The sequence below is a fragment of the Pseudomonas sp. GW821-FHT09C08 genome (genome assembly GCF_059418125.1).
The window spans coordinates 270,149-291,095 of sequence record NZ_JBWKPG010000007.1 but is presented as its reverse complement, the minus strand read 5'-3'; the positions used below and the strand labels follow the sequence as shown (position 1 = coordinate 291,095).

The window sequence follows — 20,947 nt, the reverse complement described above, 5'->3', positions numbered from 1 at the left end:
CGTTTCTACCTCAGTTTCAGGGTGGCAAGGCCGACCAGTACCAGAATCACGGTGATGATCCAGAAGCGGACAATCACGCGTGGCTCGGGCCAGCCCTTGAGTTCAAAGTGGTGGTGAATCGGCGCCATGCGGAACACGCGGCGCCCGGTCAATTTGAAGGAGGCCACCTGGATGACCACCGACAGGGTTTCCATCACAAACACACCGCCCATGATGAACAGCACGATTTCCTGGCGAACGATCACCGCGATGGTGCCCAGGGCCGCGCCCAGCGCCAGTGCGCCGACGTCGCCCATGAAGACTTGTGCGGGGTAGGTGTTGAACCACAGGAACCCCAGGCCCGCACCGATCAGTGCGCCGCAGAACACGATCAGCTCACCCGCGCCCGGTACGTACGGGATCAGCAGGTATTCGGCGAATTTCACGTTGCCCGACAGGTAGCAGAAGATGCCGAGTGCGCCGCCGACCATCACCGTTGGCATGATCGCCAGGCCGTCGAGGCCGTCGGTGAGGTTGACCGCGTTGCTGGAGCCGACGATCACGAAATAGGTCAGCACCACGAAGCCGATGCCCAGTGGAATGCTGGCGTCCTTGAGCATCGGGATGATCAAGGTGGTTTCGACTGCGCTTGGCGCCGTGGTGTAGAGGAAGATCGCTGCGGCAAGACCGAACACCGACTGCCAGAAATACTTCCAGCGGCTAGGTAGCCCCTTGGAGTTTTTCTCGATGACTTTGCGGTAGTCGTCCACCCAGCCGATGGCGCCGAACAGCAGAGTCACCAGCAGCACTACCCACACGTAGCGGTTGTGCAGGTCGGCCCACAGCAAGGTGCTGATACCGATGGACGACAGGATCAACGCACCGCCCATGGTCGGGGTGCCGGATTTGGACAGGTGCGACTGCGGGCCGTCATTGCGAACCGATTGACCAATTTGCAGGTTCTGCAGGGTGCGGATCATCCACGGCCCCAGAAACAGCGACAAAGACAGCGCAGTCAGCACACCCAGGATCCCGCGCAGGGTCAGGTACTGAAAGACCGCGAAGCCTTTGTGGAACTGTTGCAGATACTCAGCCAGCAGCAGCAGCATTAATGTTTCTCCGTACTTGAGCCACACAAGGCCGCGACGACGTTTTCCATCACCGCGCTGCGCGATCCCTTGATCAAAATGGTTGTGTGTTTGTCTTGTTCAGCGGCACCCAGCGCCTGGATCAACTCGGCCTGGGTCGCGAAATGCCGCGCACCCGGCCCGAAGGCATTGACGGCGTGTGCCATGTTCGGCCCCACGGCGTAGAGGGCGTCGACTTTGCCGGCGGCATACGCGCCGACTTCGCGATGGCCTTGCTCCGCCCAGTCGCCCAGCTCACCGATATCGCCCAGCACCAGCACCCTGCGCCCGGCAAAGCCTTTGAGCAGGTCGACAGCGGCATTGATGGAGGACGGATTGGCGTTGTAGGTGTCATCAATCACGCGCATGCCATTGGTTGCCAGCTGCGCGACAGTGCGGCCCTTGACCGGCTGCACGGCACCCAGCCCGGTGGCGATACCGAACAGCGACACGCCCAGAGCGGATGCTGCAGCGGCAGCCGCCAAGGCGTTGGCGACGTTATGGTTACCGAGCAGATTCAGTTGCACGTGCTCGCTGCCTTGCGGGGTATGCAAGGTGAAGGACGGGCAACCACGGGCATCGACGCTGATGTTGGAAGCGTGGAAATCAGCCGCGGCGTTGAGCACGGAAAACGTCAGGACCTTGCGACCGGCGGCGCGTACACGCCAGGTTTCGAAGGCCTTGTCGTCCAGGTTCAATACCGCCGTTCCGGAGGCATCGAGGCCTTCGAGGATTTCACCCTTGGCTTCGACGATTTTTTCCGGGCCGCCGAACTCGCCGACATGGGCGGTACCGGCGTTGCTGATGATTGCCACGTGGGGCTTGGTCAGCGCCACGGTGTAGGCGATTTCGCCGACGCGCGATGCGCCCAGCTCGACCACCGCCGCAGTGTGTTCCGGCGCCAGTTCGAGCAGGGTCAGCGGTGCGCCAAAATCATTGTTGAGGTTGCCACGGGTGGCGAGCACCGGTCCGCGCGTGCGCAGGATGCCGGCGAGCAGTTCCTTGACCGTGGTCTTGCCGCTGGAGCCGGTGACGGCCGCCACAGGCTGGGTGAATGCGGCACGGTTCAGCGCGCCCAATTGACCCAAGGCCAGGCGCGTATCGGCAACCAGCAATTGCGGGAGTGTCGAGTCCGCCACTTCGCGCTGCACCAAGGCACCCACGGCGCCTTTGGCGGCGACGTCATTCAGGTAGTCGTGGCCGTCGAAACGCGGGCCGGCCAAGGCGACAAACAGTTGCCCCGGCTTGATGTTGCGGCTGTCGATACTGACGCCGTCGAAGCTGCAATCGCTCGACAGTACCCGGGCCGACAGGGCCTGGGTCAGTTCGCTGAATTTCATCGCCTTAAGCATGGGCGACCTCCCAGGCCGTCAAGGCGTGATCAGCCTCGACCAGATCGGAGAAGGCATGGCGTTCGCCGTTGATTTCCTGGTAGTCCTCATGACCTTTACCGGCCAGCACCACCACGTCATCAGCACTGGCGCTGGCGATCAATTGGGCAATGGCTGCGCCGCGACCGGCAACGAAGGCGGCCTTGGACGGATCTTTGAAACCAACGCGGATATCGTCGAAAATCTGGCTCGGGTCTTCGCTGCGCGGATTGTCGTCGGTGACCAGCACGCCATCGGCCAGGCGCTCGACGATCTCAGCCATCAACGGACGCTTGCCGCGATCGCGATCACCGCCACAGCCGAACAGGCAGAGCAACTTGCCCTTGGCGTGCGGACGCAGGGCCACCAGGACTTTTTCCAGGGCATCCGGCGTGTGCGCGTAGTCGACCACCACCAACGGCTGCTTGCCGCCACCCAGGCGCTGCATGCGGCCGACCGGACCTTCCAGCTTCGGCAGCACGCGCAGGATTTCGTCCAGCGCGTAATCCAGGCCGAGCAACGCGCCGACGGCGGCGAGGACGTTGCTCAAGTTGAACCGACCGAGCAGGCTGCTGCGCAGATGGTGTTCGCCTTGTGGCGTCACCAGCGTGGCGCGCACGCCTTCGTCATTGAACTGGGCGTCGCGGCAATACAGGTAGGCGCTGGCATCTTCCAGGCTGTAGCTGATCAGGCGAGACTCACGGTCTTCAGCTGCCAGCTGCCGACCGAATTCGTCGTCCAGGTTCACTACCCGGCACTTAAGGTCGTTCCAGGCAAACAGCTTGGCCTTCTCGGCGGCGTAGGCTTGCATGGTGCCGTGGTAGTCCAAGTGATCGCGGGACAGGTTGGTCATCACCGCCACATCGAAGGCCAGCGCGGCAACACGCCCCTGGTGCAGCCCATGGGACGAAACCTCCATGGCAACCGCCTTGGCACCGGCCTTCTTCAGGTCGGCCAGGGTCGCCTGCACGGCAATCGGGTTCGGCGTGGTGTGCAGGCCGCTTTGCAGCGCGCCGTAGAAACCGGTGCCCAGCGTGCCGACGATGCCGCAATGCTGGCCCAACAGGTCCAGCGCTTGCGCGACAAGCTGGGTCACGCTGGTCTTGCCATTGGTGCCGGTCACGCCGACCAGGTTCAAGTGACGGCTCGGGTCACCATAAAAGCGCCCTGCAATGTCCGACAGCTGCGCAGCCAGGCCTTTGACCGGAATCAACGGCACGTCAGTGATCGGCAGCACGGTGGCGCCTTCGACTTCATAGGCCACGGCAGCCGCACCGCGCTGCAGGGCATCGGCGATATGCGCACGACCATCGTACTTGCCGCCAGGCACCGCCAGGAACAGGTCACCGGCGCGCACATTACGGCTGTCCAGGCTCAACTCGCGGATCAACAGATCGCGACCGGCATGGGCAAAAATCTTGTTCAGGCTAAGAGACATCAGCCGCGCCCTCCATTGGCTTTTGCAGCAGCGGCCGGTGGTCCGGCGTTCGCTTGTTGGGTCGGCGGCAGATTGTCCGGCGTGATGTTCATCAGGCGCAGGGTGCCGGACATCACTTTGCTGAACACCGGTGCCGAGACCAGGCCACCGAAGTAACCGGCTTTGCTCGGTTCATCGATGACCACGACGATGGCGTAGCGTGGATCGCTCATCGGGCCGAAGCCTGCGAACAACGAACGGTAGGAGTTTTCGGCGTAGCCCTTGGTACCCACCGAGGTCTTACGCGCAGTACCCGACTTGCCGGCCACGTGATACGCCGGCACCTGGGCACGGAACACGCCGCGGGGTGCTTCGATCACTTGTTGCAGCATGCCTTGCATGGTCTTGGCGACGTTTTCCGGGATCACCTGGGTGGCTTTCGGCGCCTCGTCGACATGGATCAGGCTCAGCGGAACCATGCGGCCGTTGTTGGCCAATACAGAGAAAGCGTGCGCCAATTGAATCGCCGTCACCGACAGGCCGTAGCCATAGGAAAGCGTGGCCGTCTCGGCCTTTTTCCAGTCGCGGTAGTTGGGCAGGTTGCCGACACGCTCGCCTGGGAAGTCCAGGCCGGTAGGCTGGCCGAGACCGATTTTCTGTGCCAGGTGGTAGATGGTCTCGCCGCCGATATCGAAGGCGACCTTACTCATGCCCACGTTACTGGAGTTGATCAGGATACCTGTCAAATCCAGCACCGGACCTTCGGTACGGGATACGTCACGAATGGTGTATTTGCCCAACTGCAAGGTACCCGGATACACCTCGACCTTGTCGCTGGGTTTCCAGCGCCCGGTTTCCAGGGCAGCACTCATGGAGATGGCTTTCATGGTCGAACCCGGCTCGAACACGTCGATCATGGCGCGGTTACGCATCATCGCCGGTTGCAGGTTGCGACGGTTGTTAGGGTTGTAGGTCGGCTGGTTGACCATGGCCAGGATCTCGCCGGTCTTCACGTCCATGATCACCAGGCTGCCGGCCTTGGCGCCGTTCTCGATGATCGCGTTACGCAGCTCGCGGTTGGCCAGGTATTGCAGGCGCAGGTCAATGGACAACGCCAAGGGCTTACCGGCCTTGGCGTTTTTGGTGACCTGGACATCCTTGATCAGTCTGCCGCGCCGATCCTTGATGACTTGTCGTTTGCCGGGAACCCCGGCCAGCCATTCATCGTAGGCCAGTTCCACGCCTTCGCGGCCGTGGTCATCGATATCGGTGAAGCCCACCATATGCGCGGTGGTTTCACCGGCCGGGTAGAAACGACGGAATTCCTCGATGCCATACACACCGGGGACTTTAAGGTCGAGCACCTGCTGGCCCTGCTCGGGAGTCAGGCCGCGAACCAGGTAGATGAATTCTTTGTTGGCCTGGGCTTCCAGGCGCTCAGCCAAGGCTTTCGGGTCCTGGCCGAGGGCGGCGGCGAGTGCCGGCCAGCGGTCCTTGGCCACCTGCAGCTCTTTGGCGTTGGCCCACAGGGTCGTCACCGGCGTACTGACGGCCAGGGGCTCGCCGTTACGGTCGGTGATCAGGCCGCGGTGTGCAGGAATAGGAATATGACGCAGGCTGCGGGCATCGCCCTGGCCGATCAGGAAGTCGCGGTCGACCACTTGCAGGTCGATGATCCGCCAGGCGATCGCGCCCACCATCAGTGCCAGCAAGCCGAGCACCAGGCGGAAGCGCCAAGGGTAGAGTGCGCCTTCGAGTTTCATCATGGCGCCACCATCCGAACTTCGGCCGCGCCCGGGATGTGCATCTTCAGCTGTTCGGTGGCCAGCACTTCGATACGGCTGTGGGCGGTCCAGGTGCTTTGCTCCAGGATCAACCGACCCCATTCCGCCTGGGCCTTATCGCGCACGCTCAACTCCCCGTAGAGGGTGTTGAGCAACTGGCGGTTCCAGTGGGCGCTGTAAGACACCGCAATCGCGGACACCAGCACACCGACAAACAGCAGCAACATAAAGAAGCTGCCGCCCGGGAGGGGCTTGGCGAAAAGCTTGCTCACCGCAACTTCTCCGCAACACGCATGACGGCACTGCGGGCACGCGGGTTGGCCTTGAGTTCGGCTTCGGAAGCGAACTGCGCTTTGCCATGGATTTTGATTTTCGGCACAAAGGCTTCGAAACGTACCGGCAGGTTGCGCGGCAGGTTATCGGACTCGCCCTTGACCAGGCGACGCATGAACAGTTTGACGATGCGGTCTTCCAGGGAGTGGAAGCTGATCACCACCAGGCGACCGCCCACTTCCAGCGCCTCGAGGGCCGCCTCGAGGCCAGCCTCCAGGTCGCCCAATTCGTTGTTGACGTGAATGCGCAGGCCCTGGAACGCGCGAGTTGCCGGGTTCTTGCCCTTTTCCCACGCGGGGTTGGCGACTTTCAGCACCTCGGCCAGATCGGCAGTGCGCTCAAATGGCTGGATTTCGCGGCGCTCGACCACGGCACGCGCCATGCGACCGGCGAAGCGTTCTTCACCATATTCCTTGAAGACACGGGCGATTTCTTCCACCGGTGCGGTGGCGATGAACTGTGCGGCACTGACACCACGGGTGGGGTCCATGCGCATGTCGAGCGGACCGTCATTCATGAAACTGAAACCGCGCTCCGGGTCGTCAAGCTGTGGCGAGGACACGCCCAGGTCGAGCAAAACCCCGGCCACCTTGCCCGCCATGCCGCGCTCGGCCACTTCGGCACCCAGCTCGGCAAAGCTGCGCTGCACAACGACAAAGCGGCCGTCTTCGGCCGCTAGCGCTTGCCCGGTGGCAATCGCTTGAGGGTCTTTGTCGAACCCGAGGAGCTTACCGTCGGATCCGAGCTGGCTGAGTATCAAGCGGCTATGCCCGCCCCTGCCAAAGGTGCCATCCACATAGCAGCCATCCGCGCGTACGGCGAGAGCCTCAACGGCTTCGTCAAGCAGTACGGTGATGTGGTTAAAGCCGCTATCAATAGTCACAGGATCAAATCACGCAGTTCATCAGGCATCGCGCCCGGTTGTTGAATAGCAGCCAGGTCAGCTGCAGAAACAGCATCCCAGGCATCTTCGTCCCACAATTGGAACTTGTTCAGTTGGCCGACCAGCATTGCGCGCTTATCGAGCTTGGCGTACTCGCGCAAACGCGGGGGCACCAGGAAACGACCACTGCCATCGAGTTCGAGGTCGACGGCATTACCAATCAGCAATCGCTGCAGACGGCGGTTTTCTTCACGCAATGAAGGCAAGGCGCGCAACTTGGTTTCAATCAACTCCCACTCATCGAGGGGGTAAACGCACAAACAAGGGTCAACGGCATCGATGGTGATGATTAACTGTCCGGAACTTCGCGAAATGAGCTCGTCACGATACCGGCTCGGCATGGCGAGACGGCCTTTTGCATCGAGACTGATAGCGTTAGCTCCGCGAAACACAGATGCGTTTCTCCAAATTTTAGCGTTTTACGTTCAAAAAACCCACTTTGTGCCACTTTCCGCCACTTGCGCACACTATAGGAATGCGCCTACCACACCGTCAAGGCGCGGATTCAAGGAAAAGCCTTACAGAACGGAGATTTAGGAGCGTAAAAGGAGGAGAAACCAGAGTTCGGCGATGTTTTGGGCCCAGCAAGCGCAGTTAGCTCAAAGAGCTATGGCTTAAAGTTAAAGTGATTTATTAAGAGTAAGATTTTTTTGGTATTACGAAGATGCATCTGCCAATGATTCGGCAGGGAGGGATTCTTGCGTTATTACCGGGTTTCTGCCCGAGATTCGGACAAAAGGAAAAAGGTGGAGAGTCGATCTGTAAGCCGGGTTCTGTCTTGAACAGTCATTCGTCTACGATGGCCATCACTGGACATCTTTAGCAACCTACCCGGTCCCAGCGCGGGCCACGCCTTGGGACCCTATTTGGTCTTGCTCCAAGTGGGGTTTACCTAGCCACGAACTGTTGCCAGACGTGCGGTGCGCTCTTACCGCACCTTTTCACCCTTACCGGCACCGAAGTGCTTAGGCGGTTATTTTCTGTGGCACTTTCCGTAGGCTCACGCCTCCCAGGCATTACCTGGCACTTCGCCCTATGGAGCCCGGACTTTCCTCCCCCCCCTAATTTTCATAGAGGGCAGCGACTGTCCAATCGACTCTCCGCCGCGCAGGTTAACGGCACGGCGGCTTGAGGACAAGTATTAAAGTGCAGCATTGCCATCACGTTCAGACGGAATACAGGATTACCTGCGGAACTATTCGGTTTTCTGTTTATCCAGCGCAACTTGATACAACAGGTTCTTGCGCACCCCGGTAATTTCCGCCGCCAGGGCTGCCGCGCGCTTGAGTGGCATTTCCTTGAGCAACAAATCGAGGATGCGCATCGCCTCACTGCCCACGGCGTCGTCCGCTTCCGGCGCAGTCCAGCCTGCCACCAACACCACGCACTCGCCGCGCTGCTGGTTACTGTCACCCTCGACAAAGGCGCGCAGCTCTTCAAGCGGCAGCCCCTTGAGGGTTTCGAAGGTCTTGGTCAGCTCACGGGCAAGCAGCGCCAGGCGCTCGCCGCCGAACACCAGCTCCATGTCCTGCAGGCATTCGAGAATCCGATGAGGGGCTTCGTAGAAGATCAGGGTGCGCGGCTCTTCCTTCAAGGCCTGAAGACGCGCACGCCGCCCCACCGCCTTGGCGGGCAGGAAACCCTCGAAAATAAAGCGGTCCGACGGCAATCCTGCCGCGGATAATGCAGCGATCAGCGCGCACGCTCCCGGAACAGGCACTACATTGATACCAGCGGCCCGCGCCTGGCGGACCAAGTGATAGCCCGGGTCGGAAATCAGCGGTGTGCCCGCATCGGAGATAAGTGCCACATCGTCGCCGGCCAGCAAACGCACAATAAAACGGCTGCCTTCCTCGCGCTCGTTGTGCTCGTGGCAGGCGGCCAATGGCGTGCTGATACCAAAATGCTGCATCAAGCGTTGGGAGTGCCGTGTGTCTTCGGCCGCGATCAATTTAACCTCGCGCAACACTTTCAGCGCCCGGGCACTGATGTCGTCCAGGTTGCCAATGGGCGTCGCCACGACAAAAAGCGAGCCTGCAGTGGAATTCAAAGGACCTGGAGCAGTCAAAACGCACACCTCGATGGTTGGCAAAAGCCATATTGTAGCGCGTAGGCGCTTTGAAAAAATGCCATCAAGGCCGATGCCTTTTCAGCCGTCGACGCCCGACAGCAACATTTGCACCACCTAAATCGACGGTTTCACGCCAGTAACATCGCGCCTGGGCCAGTGCTTGGGTACAATTCCACGCTAATTTGATCGGTATCAGGAACACTTACATGATCGCTTGCCTGCGGCTGCTCTCCGCCCTCTGCCTCGCTGCCTTGCTGGCCGCTTGCGCCAGCTCGCCCTCGTCCAGCCTTGGCGACCTTCCACGGACCCCGGACGCCAGTATCGAGCAACTGCTCGAACAGGCCACTACCGCCAAGACGCCAGAAAAGGCCGCATTGCTGCGCCTGAGTGCGGCTGACATGGCCTACAAGCAGAACAATCCTGGCCGCTCGGCGCAGATCCTTGCGCAAGTGCCACTGGACGTCCTCAAGCCAGCGGCGCAAGTCTTTGCCAGCACCCTGGCCGCTGAGCTGGCGATGGCTCGCAACCAGCCCAAGGCTGCGTTGACGGCCCTGAACCATCCGAGCCTGCAAAGCCTGAAGGACCTGCCGGCCGAACAGCAGATCCGCACCGGCAGCGTGCATGCCCGCGCTTATGAAGCCGATGGCCAGACGTTGGCCGCCGCCCGCGAACGCGTGGCCATGGCCCCGCTGCTGACCGGCGACGCCGCCCGCAGCAACCATGAAGCCATCTGGACGTTGATCGCCGCCCTGCCGGCCGAACAGCTGCAAGCCAGCGGCAACCCGGTGCTCGACGGCTGGATCACCCTAGCCCAGTCGGTCAAGGGCGCCGGTACGTTGGAACAGCAGCAAGCAGCCATCGACACCTGGCGCGCGCAGAACCCGGGTCACCCGGCGGCCGTGCAGCTGCCGACGCCGCTGACCAAGCTCAAGGAGCTGGCCAGCCAGCCCTTGAACAAGATCGCCCTGCTGCTGCCACAGGACGGCCCGCTGGCCGGTGTCGGCAAGGCGCTGCGTGAAGGTTTCATGGCCGCGCACTACCAGGCTGAACAAGCCGGGCAGAAGCCGCCGGTCATCGAGTTCTATGACAGCTCGCGCCTCACTTCCCTCGACGACTTCTACGCCAAGGCCCAGGCTGCCGGCGTGCAACTGGTGGTGGGCCCGCTGGAGAAGCCACTGGTCAAACAGCTGAGCGCACGCCCGCAATTGCCGATCACTACCCTGGCGCTGAACTACAGCGAGACCGATCAGAGCCCGGCGCAACTGTTCCAGTTCGGCCTCGCGGCTGAAGACGAAGCTCGCGAAGTGTCGCGCCGCGCCCGCGCCGACGGCCTGCATCGCGCTGCCGCCATGGTGCCGCGTGGCGAATGGGGCGAGCGTGTCTACAAGGCCTTCCGCCAGGATTGGGAAGCCAACGGCGGCACCGTCGTCGGTGTCGAGTATGTCGACCAGCCTGTTGCCCTCGCCCAGCAAATTGCCGACTTGTTCCAGCTGCGTAAAAGCGAAGGCCGCGCCAAGAGCCTGCAAAGCACTGTGGGCACCGACGTAGCGGCACAGCCGTCGCGTCGCCAGGACATCGAGTTCATCTTCCTGGCGGTGACCCCGCAACTGGCCCAGCAGATCAAGCCGACCCTGAACTTCCAATATGCCGGTGACGTGCCGGTGTACGCGACCTCCCACGTGTTCAGCGCCAGCGGTGACAAGAACCAGTACCTGGACATGACCAACGTGATGTTCTGCGAAACCCCTTGGCTGCTGAACACCACCGACCCACTGCGCAACCAGGTTGCCGCGCAATGGCCACAAGCCAATGGCAGCCTCGGCCGCCTGTATGCGATGGGTGTCGATGCCTACCGCCTGGCGCCGCGCCTGGGCCAGCTCAAGGCGCTCCCGGATACCCGCGTTGACGGCCTTTCGGGCAGCCTGGGCATCAACGCCAACCAGCGCGTTGACCGCCAGATGCCGTGGGCCAAGTTCGTCGGTGGCGATATCCAACGCCTGCCGGACACCCCGCGCTGATGCCCGAGCGGTCCCGCGCGCAAAGCGGCAAGGATGCCGAACTTCAAGCTCTGAAACATCTGCAACAACAGGGTCTGCGCCTTCTGGCGCAGAACTGGTTATGTAAACGCGGCGAGCTTGATCTGGTCATGCTTGACGGCGATACAGTAGTATTCGTCGAAGTCCGCTACAGAAAACACGCACAATGGGGTGGCGCGCTCGCCAGTATTGACGGGCGCAAGCGTCAGAAGCTGATACTCGCCGCGCAGTTTTTCCTGCAGAAAGAGCATCGCTGGGCCGATTCCCCCTGCCGTTTCGATGTGGTTGCCATAGAAAGCACACCGTCGGGTTCTGCTGATCTGAGATGGCTCAAGAGTGCCTTCGACAGCTGATTCACCGGACATCTTCACCACACACTTTTGCTCTTTGCTTTGCGGGCTGCACATTCCTGTGCCAAACAGCCGCGCTACTTAAGGTCACACAGATGGACATGCAATCCCGAATTCGCCAGCTTTTCCAGGCCAGCATCGACACCAAGCAACAGGCGATGGAAGTACTTGCACCGCACATCGAGCAAGCCAGTCAGGTCATGGTCAACGCCTTGCTCAACGAGGGCAAAATGCTTTCGTGCGGCAATGGCGGTTCAGCCGGCGATGCCCAGCATTTCTCGTCCGAACTGCTCAACCGCTTCGAGCGTGAACGCCCGAGCCTGCCGGCCATCGCCCTGACGACCGACTCGTCGACGATCACTTCGATCGCCAACGACTACAGCTACAACGAAATCTTCTCCAAGCAGATCCGCGCCCTGGGCCAACCGGGCGATGTGCTGCTGGCGATTTCCACCAGCGGCAACTCGGCGAATATTATTCAAGCGATCCAGGCCGCACATGATCGCGAAATGATTGTCGTAGCATTGACCGGACGCGATGGCGGCGGCATGGCCTCGCTGCTGCTGCCTGAAGACGTGGAAATTCGCGTCCCGGCCAATGTCACCGCACGTATTCAGGAAGTCCACCTGCTGGCGATCCACTGCCTGTGCGATCTGATCGACAGCCAACTGTTCGGGAGTGAAGAATGACCGTTAAACGTCTCAGCCTATTGGCTATTGCGCTGTGCCTCGGCATCAGCGGTTGCAGCACGGCCATCACCGCGACACGAGACACCCCCATTCAGGATGACAAGGGTACCCGCACCTTCGGCAGCAAGATTGATGACTCGCTGATCGAAACCAAGGTCGAAGTGAACGTCGCCAAGGCCGCCACGGACCTGGGCAACGGCGCCTCGCGCATCGTCGTCACCAGCTTCAACGGTGTGGTGCTGCTCGCTGGCCAGACCCCGCGCGCCGACCTCAAGGCCCAGGCCGAACAAGCGGCGTCGGCCGTGCAGCGGGTCAAGAAGGTCCACAATGAATTGCAGGTCATGGAACCGATCACCCTGCTGGCCATCAGCAATGACGCCCTGCTGACCACCAAGATCAAGGCGCAGATGCTCACCGACAATGCGATCCCCGGTTCGCGCATCAAGGTCGTCACCGACAACGGTATCGTCTACCTGATGGGCCTGCTGACCCAGGCCGAAGCCACTCGCGCAGCCAACCTGGTGCAAGGCGTGTCCGGCGTGCAAAAAATCGTGAAGGTGTTCGAGTACATCGACTGATGTAACCGACAGCCACAAAAAAGGGCGCCGTGCATTGACTGCACGGCGCCCTTTTTATTGGCGAAAGTTTACTGGTACTGCGAGTACGGGTTGCCCTGGAACTGGTTGTTCTGCTGCGGCGCTTGTTGCTGGGCACCTGGCTGACCGTATTGCTGGCCAGGGATCGGGCCGAGGTTCACTTCGACGCGACGGTTCTGGGCACGACCGTTGACGTCAGCGTTGCTGGCAATCGGGTTATCCGGGCCGGCACCGCGGGCACTCAGGTTGGTCGGGCTGACGCCTTGCGAGGTCAGGTAGTTGGCCACGCTCTGCGCACGACGCTGGGACAGATCCATGTTCAGTTGGCGGCTGCCGGTGCTGTCGGTGTAGCCAACGATCTGAATGGTGTTCTGGTTGAACTGCTTGAGCGAGTTGGCCAGGTTGTTCAGCGGCTGGTAAAAGCTGCTGGAGATCGCATCCGAGTTGGTGGCGAAGGTGATGTTGCCCGGCATGATCAGCTTGATCTGGTCACCCTGGCGCTGAACTTCAACCCCGGTGTTGGCCATGCTCTCGCGCAGTTTCTTTTCCTGCTGGTCGGCGTAGTAGCCGTAGCCTGCAGCGCCGATACCGGCGATGGCGCCACCGATCAGTGCGCCCTTGCCACGGTTGTTATGGTCGATGGCCGCACCTGCCAATGCGCCTGCCAGGGCGCCCAGGCCACCGTACTTGGCGGTCTTGCTGATACCGCCGGATTCATTGCTCGCCTGTCCCTGGCTGCTGCCGTCATAAGGATTAGGTGAAGCGCAGCCGGATAACAGGGCTACGACAGTAGCGACAACAAGCAGACGACGCGAAGTGAACATGAGGGGAGCTCCTACTTTTGCATTCTGTGGTGCAAAGGACATTGGCAATGGACCTGTGCCGAGTTTGGAACACGACAGACGGTAAAAATTCCGCGACCACGTGCGGGCCTGTAACAAAACATTGGCCACCATCGCCGCTACAGAAACCGTAGCAGACGGTTCCTGAATGCGACCTGTGTTTTTTGCTACAACGTTTGCCCGCTAAAGGTCAGCCATGCCCTTGGGATTAGTCCTTCACGCCCTTACAAACGGGTTCTCGCGCATCTCATCCCCCAGGCGCGTATCCGGTCCATGCCCCGTCACCACTGTCGCACCTTCATCAAGTGTGTAGAGCCGCTGCTTGATCGAACGCACGATCGTTGCCTGGTCGCCGCCCCACAAGTCCGTGCGGCCGACTCCGCGCCGAAACAGCGTGTCGCCGGCAATCAGCAGCTTGGCCTCCGCAAACCAGAAACTCATCGACCCCGGCGTGTGCCCCGGCGTATGCAGTGCCACACCGCAACCGCAGGCCAGCTCTTCGTCATCGGCCAGCCAGCGGTCCGGCGCGGGCACCGGGGTGTAGGGCACACCAAACATCTGGCATTGCATTTCCAGGTTGTCCCAGAGGAATTGGTCCTCCTTGTGCAGATGCAGGGTGGCGCCGGTTTTCTCTTTCAACTGGCCCGATGCCAGGAAGTGATCGAGATGAGCGTGAGTGTGGATGATGCTCACCACTTTCAGGCCCAGCGCATCGAGACGTGCCAGGATCAATTCGTGGTTGCCGCCCGGGTCGACCACGATGGCCTTTTTAGTGACGGAATCGCCGATGATGGTGCAGTTGCACTGCAACGGGCCGACGGGAAAGGTTTCGCGGATGAGTGTCGGCTTGGGGGTGTTCATGGGCGGGCCTCTGGTGCAAGTGCAAGGTGATGTTCTGATTGCACTATTAAAACAGACTGCGGCGGCTGCGCAGCCGAACGCGAGCAAACTCGCTCGCCACAGAACGCTTGCTCCCCCTGACAGGCTCGGTCGGCAGGAAGCTGGATGCTTTACCCAATCAGCCTCAATTCCTGCGCCCGCGCCACCGCCTGGGTGCGCCGCTCTACCCCGAGCTTGCTGTTGATATGGCTCGCATGGGTCTTGACCGTGTGCAGGGAGATGAACAATCGGTTGCTGATTTCCTGGTTCGAACAGCCCTGGGCGATCAATTGCAGGACCGCCAGCTCGCGGGCGCTCAAGGTTTCGTGGTTGGGTGACGCCTCGACCACAATGACCGCCGGCAGCCGGGCCAGGAGGCTCTGATTGAGCAAACCGTGGGGATCCTTGCCGAGTTGCTCGCGCATCCAGTCCGGGTGGTTTTCCAGCAGCCGCTGGAACGGTTGCAGCGCGCCGCCCGCGCCCGCCTCCAGCGCCTGTGCCACTATCGGTCGAGCCTTGGCCTCGTCGCCGTTCTCGAGCAACAACTGCGCCTGCTGAGTCAGGGCCATCAGTGCAATCATCTGGCGCCCGCTGTTGTGGGCCTGTTGCGCCAGCGCTTCAAGCCGTTGCAGCGCCGCCTCGGGCTGATGGCGAGTGGCATCCAGTGCAGCCTGTTGCAGCCCGATATGTTGCGGCAAATGGGGATGAAACTCCGGCGCCGCGGCGGCGTGTTCACCGTTGTAGGTTTGCCCCAGGCGCGTCAGCCAGGCGTCAGCCAGGTCGGTGCGGCCCTGGGCCAGCCAGAGTTCGCATTTGATCAGGGTAATCATCGCCAGGTAGTAGATCGGCGGCACGTCCCAGATGTGCATCAGGCGTTCGGCTTCGGCGAGTTCGGCGAAGGCCTTGGGGAAATCCGCGCGGCGCCCTTCGAAACTGGCGATCACACAATGTCCGATCAGCACACTGATGTCGCGGCACGCACGGGCCTCGGCGAGACCGGCACGCAGGCGAGCCAGGCCGGCCTCGGGCTCGAACCGCACCAGCAACAGATAACCTTCATAGAGCGATAACCGCGCGCGCACCGCGTAAAGCCGCTGTGGAGCCAGCCCGTGCAGGCGCTGCAGGCCTTGGCGAACCTCATCCAAAGACCGCAGGATTTCACCGCGCGCCTGCAGTACCCGCGCGCGGTCGTAATGCGCCAGCGCCTCGAACAGCGGGTTGCCGACGCGCTGCGCCAGCTCCAGCGACTCGCGATTCAAGCCGCGCGCGCGCCACAGGTCGGCGTCGACGATGGCCAGGTTCGAGAGGGTCGACAGGCACATCAGCCGTTGGCCATAACGGCGTTGCGGCAGGCTTTCCAAGGCTTCGCTGCAATAACGCTGGGTCAGCTCGCGATCGCCCCGCCCACGCGCGATGATCCCGCTCAGCGCCAGCCATTGGGCCAGCATCGATTTCTGCGCGGTTGCCGACGGTGCCGGCAGGAAGCGACTGAGGTAGCTCGACAACTCTTCCGCCGCGTCCAACTGGCAGGCCAGGCCCAAGGCCCAGCTGTAGAGCACGATCAAGCGCGGCGTACTGATCAACAGGCTGTCGGGCAAGTCCATTTTCCAGCGCAGCAGCATGCCGACATTTTGCTCGGCCAGCAGTTGCTCCTCGGACAGGTTCTGTACCAGGTTGGCGGCCACGTCCAGATGCCCGGCGCGCAGCGCCTGCTCCACCGCCTCATCGATCAAGCCCTGGGCGTTGAACCAACGGCAGGCACGCAGGTGCAGGCTGGCGGCAGGCAGCACATTGCTGCTGGCACGGCGGGTGCGCAGCAGGTCGGAGAACAGATGGTGATACCGGAACCAATGGCCCTGCTCATCCAGCGGCACCAGGAACACCTGGTGGGATTGCAGGTACCGCAGGATTTCCGCGCTGTCGTGGGCTTCACGCACCGCGTCGCACAGCTCGCTGCAAAAGCGCTCCTGGGGGGCGGTGTCGAACAGGAAGGCCTGCACTTCGGCCGGCAGGCAGTCGATCACCTCTTCCAACAGGTAATCGCGAATCAGCCCTTCACCGCCATGCAGGCTTTGCGGCAAGACGCCTTCACTGCCGGCTTCGGACGCGGCCAGCAACCAGAAACGCAGGCCGGCAACCCAGCCCTCACTACGGCGGATCAGGTTGTCGAGGGCCTCGCCGCGCAATGAACTGCTGTGGTGGTCCAGCACGGCCAGGGATTCGGCATGGGTCAGGCGCAAGTCCTGTTCATGCAACTCGAGCAAGTGCCGCGACAGGCGCAGGCGCGCCAAATGCCAATCCGGCCGCTGGCGACTGGTGACCAGCACCACCAGCCCATCAGGCAAATGATTGAGGAAAAATTGCAGGCAGCGGTCGAGCACCGGGCCCTGGGCCAGATGGTAGTCATCCAGCACCAGCAACAGCGGTGCACGGCTGGACAGGTGTACGGTCAGTTCATCGAGCAGGCCATCGAGCCACTCTTCAAAGGCGAAAGGTTGGTGACGCTGGCGCATCTTCAGCAGGCCCAGGGATTGGGCGCCAAGTTGCGGGAAGAATTGCTGCAAGCCATCGAGCAGGCGCTCGAGGAAACGCCCGGGGTCATTGTCGCGCGGGCTCAGGCCCAACCACAGGCTTTGCCAGTGAGCAGGCAAACCCTGGCAGAACTCCACCGCCAACGAACTCTTGCCGAACCCCGCCGGCGCACTGACCAAGAGCAGGCGACCTTCCAGCCCAGCAGCCAGGCGTTCGCACAAACGCGGTCGCAGCACGTAGCCGTCAGGCAGCGGTGGCCTGTAGAAACGACCTTCCAGGGTCGGGATTACCGCGCTGGCAGGCCCTTGGATTCGGGACAGATCAGTCATCGCCGGGCTCTTGTAGAAGGCTGTTGTCGGCATTGCAGATGTCCGCAGACTAGCGGTAAAAGCGGCAGGTTTGTAGATCTTTGCAACAAATGACTGAAAAGAACTGCGACAAAAAATCTCACCACAAAAAAGCAGGAGCTGGCTTGCCGGCGATGCAGGCGCCTCGGTCTGTCAGTTGCACCGAGGGGATGCTATCGCTGGCAAGCCAGCTCCTACACGGGGCCGGCTTCCCTATCGAGGGATTGCGGGCTTAGCGAACACCATCCTGGCGCAGGGCTGCGGGGGTGAAGTCGCTGGTGGTGGCGGTGAAACCGAAGTCATAGGCCTGCTTCTCTTCGTTCTTCATGCCCAGGGCCAGGTAGCGGCCGGACTGCAGGTCGTAGAGGGTTTCCAGGGCGTACCACGGCACTTGCTTGTCGTAGTAGTTCTCGGCATGCGCTTCGGCGACGCGCCACAGTTGGCCACGACCGTCGTAGTGGTCGATGACCGCGGCTTGCCAGGTGTCTTCGTCGATGAAGAAGTCACGCTTGGCATAGATGTGGCGCTGGCCTTCCTTCAGGGTCGCAACCACGTGCCACACGCGGCGCAGCTCGTAGCGTGCCAGGTCCTGGTTGATGTGGCCGGCCTTGATGATGTCGGCGTACTTGAGCTTCGGATCGTCGATCTTGTAGCTGTTGGAGGCGATGTAGATTTCCTTCTTGCCTTCCAGTTTCCAGTCGTAGCGATCCGGCGCACCGTTGTACATGTCGAGGTTGTCGGAGGTACGCAGGCCGTCGGCGGCGGTACCCGGGCCGTCATAGGACACTTGCGGCGCCCGGCGCACACGGCGCTGGCCAGCGTTGTAGACCCACGCCGAGCGCGGCTCCTTCACCTGGTCCAGGGTCTCGTGCACCAGCAGTACACCACCGGCCAGACGTGCCGGCGCGGTCACTTGCTGCTTGAAGTAGAACAACACGTTGCCCGGATTCTTCGGATCGAAATCCTTCATCTTGTCGCGGAACACGAACTGGTCTTTGAAGTACACCAGGCTGAACGAGCCGTTGGTTTGCGGCGTGGCCTGGGTCACCAGGCGGGTCACGCTGCCGCCGCGATAGCGGGTGATGTGGTTCCAGATGACTTCCACGCCGCTTTTCGGGATTGGGAACGGAATCGCGGTTTCGAAGTTTTCCAGGCCGTTGCCGCCGGACACCAGGTTGGTGGTGGTGGCGTTCTTCTTGATGGCGGCGAACACATCAGCCGGCACGGTGGCGCCGCGATGAGTCGGGTAGACCGGCATCTTGAAGGTGTCCGGATAACGCTTGAACATCGCGTATTGGCCCGGCGCCAGCTTGTCCTTGTATTGCTCGACGTTCGCCGCGGTGATGGTGAACTGCGGCTGTTCGCTGGCGTAAGGGTTGGCCAGGAAACCACGCGCGTCGACAGCGCCGGCGTTGGTCGGCAATGGCGTCCATTTCGGAATGGTGCCTGCCGCGTTACCGGCCATCTCGGCCCCCATCGGCGTCAGGGTCGTACCCAGCTTGGCCGCTTCATCCGCCGAGACTGCCGCCATGACGTTGCTCGCCAGGATCGACAGCCCAAGCACACCCACGTGCAACAGACTTTTAGTTATTTTCATGTTCTGGTTCTTCCTGAAAATACAGTGTGCTTAGAAGTTCACGCCGAGGCTGAGCGCAACAAAATCGCGGTCATTCACCGTAGTGAAATCGCCACCGAAGAAGTTGGTGTAGTTGAGGCTGGCGGTGTAGGTGTTCTGGTATTCGGCGTCCAGGCCAAGGCTCACGGCTTTGCGGCCTTCTTCAAAGTTGGCGCCCGGCCCAGGAGAGTAGCCCTTGACGTCATGGGACCATGCCACGTTCGGTTTGAGGTTCACACCCGCGAAGACATCCGGGTATTCCCAGATAGCCCGACCGCGATAGCCCCACGAAGTGGCTGTGGTGAAACCATCATTGTTGCAGTTGGTGTTCAGCCCGTTGGCATTACCCAGGCCGGCGCCTTGGGCAGTCGAGAGGTTCAATGCCGCACAGGCATTGTTAGGTAACGAACCCGGACCGAAGACAGGGTCGCGACCGTAACGTACGTCTGACTTGCTCTCCAGCCCGCCCACATGGGTAACGCCAACTTCACCTACCAGCGTCAAGCGGCTGGCACCCATGACTTGGTCGAAGAAGTGAGTAAACGTTGTTTGGAACTGGCTGATCTCTTTGCGGCGATAGCCATGCAAGTCCTGCCCCGGGCTGCCGTTGAGCAACGAAGCATTGCCCAGTACCGGCCCACCAATAGGTTTAACGCCGGCGAACAGGATGTCCGTAGAGTTCAACTGTACGGGCGCGTTAGGGCGGTAGCTCAACTCACCACTCCAGGCAGTACCTGTAGGAAGCGTGGTAGAGAAGCTCAAGCCATACAGACGGATATCTTCCGGGTACTCGATGAAGTAGTTGGAATTACCCGCGACAACCAAGGGCCGCAATTGTGGCGGCAGCCCAGGTGTAGGGCCGGTATAGGCCGATTGCGGTGCGCCCTGGGCACTGAAAATCGGCGCACGGCTGTGATAATTCATAAAGTAGGCGCCGAACTCTGTGTCCAGCGGCTCGAAGTTGTAATGGAACGCGACCCCGAACTGTCCGCTGTCACGGGCATCGCGGTCTGGACCGCGCCGAACCAGCACGCCCTCGTTGTTGACGTCCACACCTGCAGCTGCCAACCCTGGGTTGAGTGCTGCCGGCAACGTACGACGGCTGTTCAGCACGCGCAGGTTGTCCTTGCAGCCATCGGAAACGATGTCCGGCTGCGAGAAAAACGTACCGCAGTTGTCGGTAACCGTCTGGTCCCACTCCAACTGATAGAACGCCTCCGCCGAAAGGTTATCGGTCAGTGTCTGCGACACATAGAACATATTGACCGGAATCAAACCTTCCTTGACCTCAGCCCCCGGACGACGGAATGCAGACACATCGATCGGGTTGATGGAGTTGATGCCGCCACCGATAAAAGTACTTTCGCCCCAGCTCACTACCTGCTTACCGAACCGCACGCTGCCAGGTTGATCGGCAATCGCGTAGTTGTGGTAGATGAACGCGTCGAGAATCTGTCCACCCGAGGATTTCGCACCCTCTTTACGGTTGTTGTCGCTGATGTCCTTGAACTCGCGGCTTTCATCCTTGAGTTCGAAGTCATACCAGTACTTGCCACGCACAAATACGCCGGTATCGCCGTATTTCAGCTCCAGATCATGGATACCCTTGAAAATTTTCGAGAACGTCTCACCACGCTTGAAGTTCAAGTGGCCGTCATCGGATGTCTGGGACAGGCCATTGCCGCCATTGTTGGCACCAATGAGATCCTGGTTGGGCTTGGCTGTCGACCAACTGGCCCCCACGGAAAGAGACGAGTCAAAACTCCCTTCGATTTCACCGATATTGAAACTGACGCCGAATGCGGGCCCGGCGAGCGTAGAGGCGAGACTGACGGCCAGGGGCAACTTCGCCCGGCGCCAGAACTGGTTTACTGAGGTCATCGACGCTACTCCATGTGCATTATTGTTATGGCAGTGAGTTCTTTCTGTGATGCGTGTAACGGCCGGAATACAACGATTCCAATGCCGCTCGGCAACCGGGCCCCCATGGCCCGAAGCGGAACATCCGTGAAAAACTCTGGAAGGGACTATAGCCAG

17 protein-coding genes and 1 other RNA gene are annotated in these 20,947 nt (G+C 61.1%); 4 read left to right on the top strand and 14 right to left on the bottom strand.

What is annotated here, in order from left to right:
• Positions 1–5: 5 nt before the first annotated feature.
• The 9 genes from mraY to rsmI all read right to left on the bottom strand — a co-directional run bounded on the left by mraY (position 6) and on the right by rsmI (position 9,021).
• Positions 6–1,088 (bottom strand): phospho-N-acetylmuramoyl-pentapeptide-transferase, encoded by a 1,083-nt coding sequence (gene mraY / locus AC07OJ_RS24085; RefSeq protein ID WP_003171875.1) that lies wholly within the window; start codon positions 1,086–1,088, stop codon positions 6–8.
• On the bottom strand, positions 1,088–2,458 hold the full coding sequence (locus AC07OJ_RS24080) for a UDP-N-acetylmuramoyl-tripeptide--D-alanyl-D-alanine ligase (RefSeq protein WP_495095320.1): 1,371 nt from the start codon (positions 2,456–2,458) through the stop codon (positions 1,088–1,090). Before AC07OJ_RS24080 ends, mraY begins: the two co-directional genes overlap by 1 nt.
• Positions 2,451–3,914, bottom strand: a complete 1,464-nt coding sequence (locus tag AC07OJ_RS24075; RefSeq protein WP_106805131.1) for a UDP-N-acetylmuramoyl-L-alanyl-D-glutamate--2,6-diaminopimelate ligase — start codon at positions 3,912–3,914, stop codon at positions 2,451–2,453. The genes AC07OJ_RS24080 and AC07OJ_RS24075 overlap by 8 nt, the downstream gene beginning before the upstream one ends.
• Positions 3,914–5,656, bottom strand: a complete 1,743-nt coding sequence (locus AC07OJ_RS24070; RefSeq protein ID WP_162946142.1) for a peptidoglycan D,D-transpeptidase FtsI family protein — start codon at positions 5,654–5,656, stop codon at positions 3,914–3,916. The genes AC07OJ_RS24075 and AC07OJ_RS24070 overlap by 1 nt, the downstream gene beginning before the upstream one ends.
• Positions 5,656–5,949: a cell division protein FtsL gene (gene ftsL, locus AC07OJ_RS24065; protein ID WP_003188663.1), complete on the bottom strand. Its 294-nt coding sequence runs from the start codon at positions 5,947–5,949 to the stop codon at positions 5,656–5,658. Before ftsL ends, AC07OJ_RS24070 begins: the two co-directional genes overlap by 1 nt.
• A complete protein-coding gene (gene rsmH, locus AC07OJ_RS24060) occupies positions 5,946–6,893 on the bottom strand; it encodes a 16S rRNA (cytosine(1402)-N(4))-methyltransferase RsmH (RefSeq protein WP_495095319.1) in 948 nt (315 codons plus the stop codon). Before rsmH ends, ftsL begins: the two co-directional genes overlap by 4 nt.
• Positions 6,890–7,345, bottom strand: coding sequence for a division/cell wall cluster transcriptional repressor MraZ (gene mraZ / locus AC07OJ_RS24055; protein WP_003171868.1), 456 nt, complete (start codon positions 7,343–7,345; stop codon positions 6,890–6,892). Before mraZ ends, rsmH begins: the two co-directional genes overlap by 4 nt.
• Positions 7,346–7,699: 354 nt before the next feature.
• Positions 7,700–8,053, bottom strand: an RNA gene (gene rnpB, locus AC07OJ_RS24050) — RNase P RNA component class A.
• Between the two features lie 95 nt (positions 8,054–8,148).
• The gene (gene rsmI, locus AC07OJ_RS24045) at positions 8,149–9,021 is read right to left on the bottom strand and encodes a 16S rRNA (cytidine(1402)-2'-O)-methyltransferase (protein ID WP_106805133.1); all 873 of its coding nucleotides are present in this window, start codon (positions 9,019–9,021) and stop codon (positions 8,149–8,151) included.
• 209 nt (positions 9,022–9,230) lie between these two features.
• Between rsmI and AC07OJ_RS24040 the strand changes: the two genes are divergently transcribed.
• The 4 genes from AC07OJ_RS24040 to AC07OJ_RS24025 all read left to right on the top strand — a co-directional run bounded on the left by AC07OJ_RS24040 (position 9,231) and on the right by AC07OJ_RS24025 (position 12,677).
• Positions 9,231–11,042, top strand: coding sequence for a penicillin-binding protein activator (locus AC07OJ_RS24040; RefSeq protein ID WP_065900804.1), 1,812 nt, complete (start codon positions 9,231–9,233; stop codon positions 11,040–11,042).
• Complete coding sequence (locus AC07OJ_RS24035; protein ID WP_065900802.1) at positions 11,042–11,413, top strand: YraN family protein; 372 nt, start codon at positions 11,042–11,044, stop codon at positions 11,411–11,413. Before AC07OJ_RS24040 ends, AC07OJ_RS24035 begins: the two co-directional genes overlap by 1 nt.
• Before the next feature lie 92 nt (positions 11,414–11,505).
• Positions 11,506–12,099: a phosphoheptose isomerase gene (locus AC07OJ_RS24030; RefSeq protein WP_007972584.1), complete on the top strand. Its 594-nt coding sequence runs from the start codon at positions 11,506–11,508 to the stop codon at positions 12,097–12,099.
• Entirely contained in the window at positions 12,096–12,677 is a 582-nt protein-coding gene (locus AC07OJ_RS24025) for a BON domain-containing protein (protein ID WP_065900799.1), read from the top strand. The genes AC07OJ_RS24030 and AC07OJ_RS24025 overlap by 4 nt, the downstream gene beginning before the upstream one ends.
• A 68-nt stretch (positions 12,678–12,745) precedes the next feature.
• On the opposite strand, the gene AC07OJ_RS24020 is transcribed toward AC07OJ_RS24025, so the two are convergent.
• From AC07OJ_RS24020 to AC07OJ_RS24000, 5 genes are all read right to left on the bottom strand, one after another.
• A complete protein-coding gene (locus tag AC07OJ_RS24020; protein WP_065900796.1) occupies positions 12,746–13,519 on the bottom strand; it encodes a YiaD family glycine zipper/OmpA-like lipoprotein in 774 nt (257 codons plus the stop codon).
• Between the two features lie 234 nt (positions 13,520–13,753).
• Positions 13,754–14,398, bottom strand: a complete 645-nt coding sequence (locus tag AC07OJ_RS24015) for an MBL fold metallo-hydrolase (RefSeq protein ID WP_495095318.1) — start codon at positions 14,396–14,398, stop codon at positions 13,754–13,756.
• Positions 14,399–14,547: 149 nt separating this feature from the next.
• Positions 14,548–17,277 (bottom strand): winged helix-turn-helix domain-containing protein, encoded by a 2,730-nt coding sequence (locus tag AC07OJ_RS24010; protein WP_495095317.1) that lies wholly within the window; start codon positions 17,275–17,277, stop codon positions 14,548–14,550.
• Positions 17,278–17,527: 250 nt separating this feature from the next.
• Positions 17,528–18,892, bottom strand: a complete 1,365-nt coding sequence (locus tag AC07OJ_RS24005) for a DUF1329 domain-containing protein (protein WP_065900787.1) — start codon at positions 18,890–18,892, stop codon at positions 17,528–17,530.
• 30 nt (positions 18,893–18,922) lie between these two features.
• On the bottom strand, positions 18,923–20,791 hold the full coding sequence (locus AC07OJ_RS24000) for a DUF1302 domain-containing protein (protein WP_065900783.1): 1,869 nt from the start codon (positions 20,789–20,791) through the stop codon (positions 18,923–18,925).
• Positions 20,792–20,947: the final 156 nt, after the last annotated feature.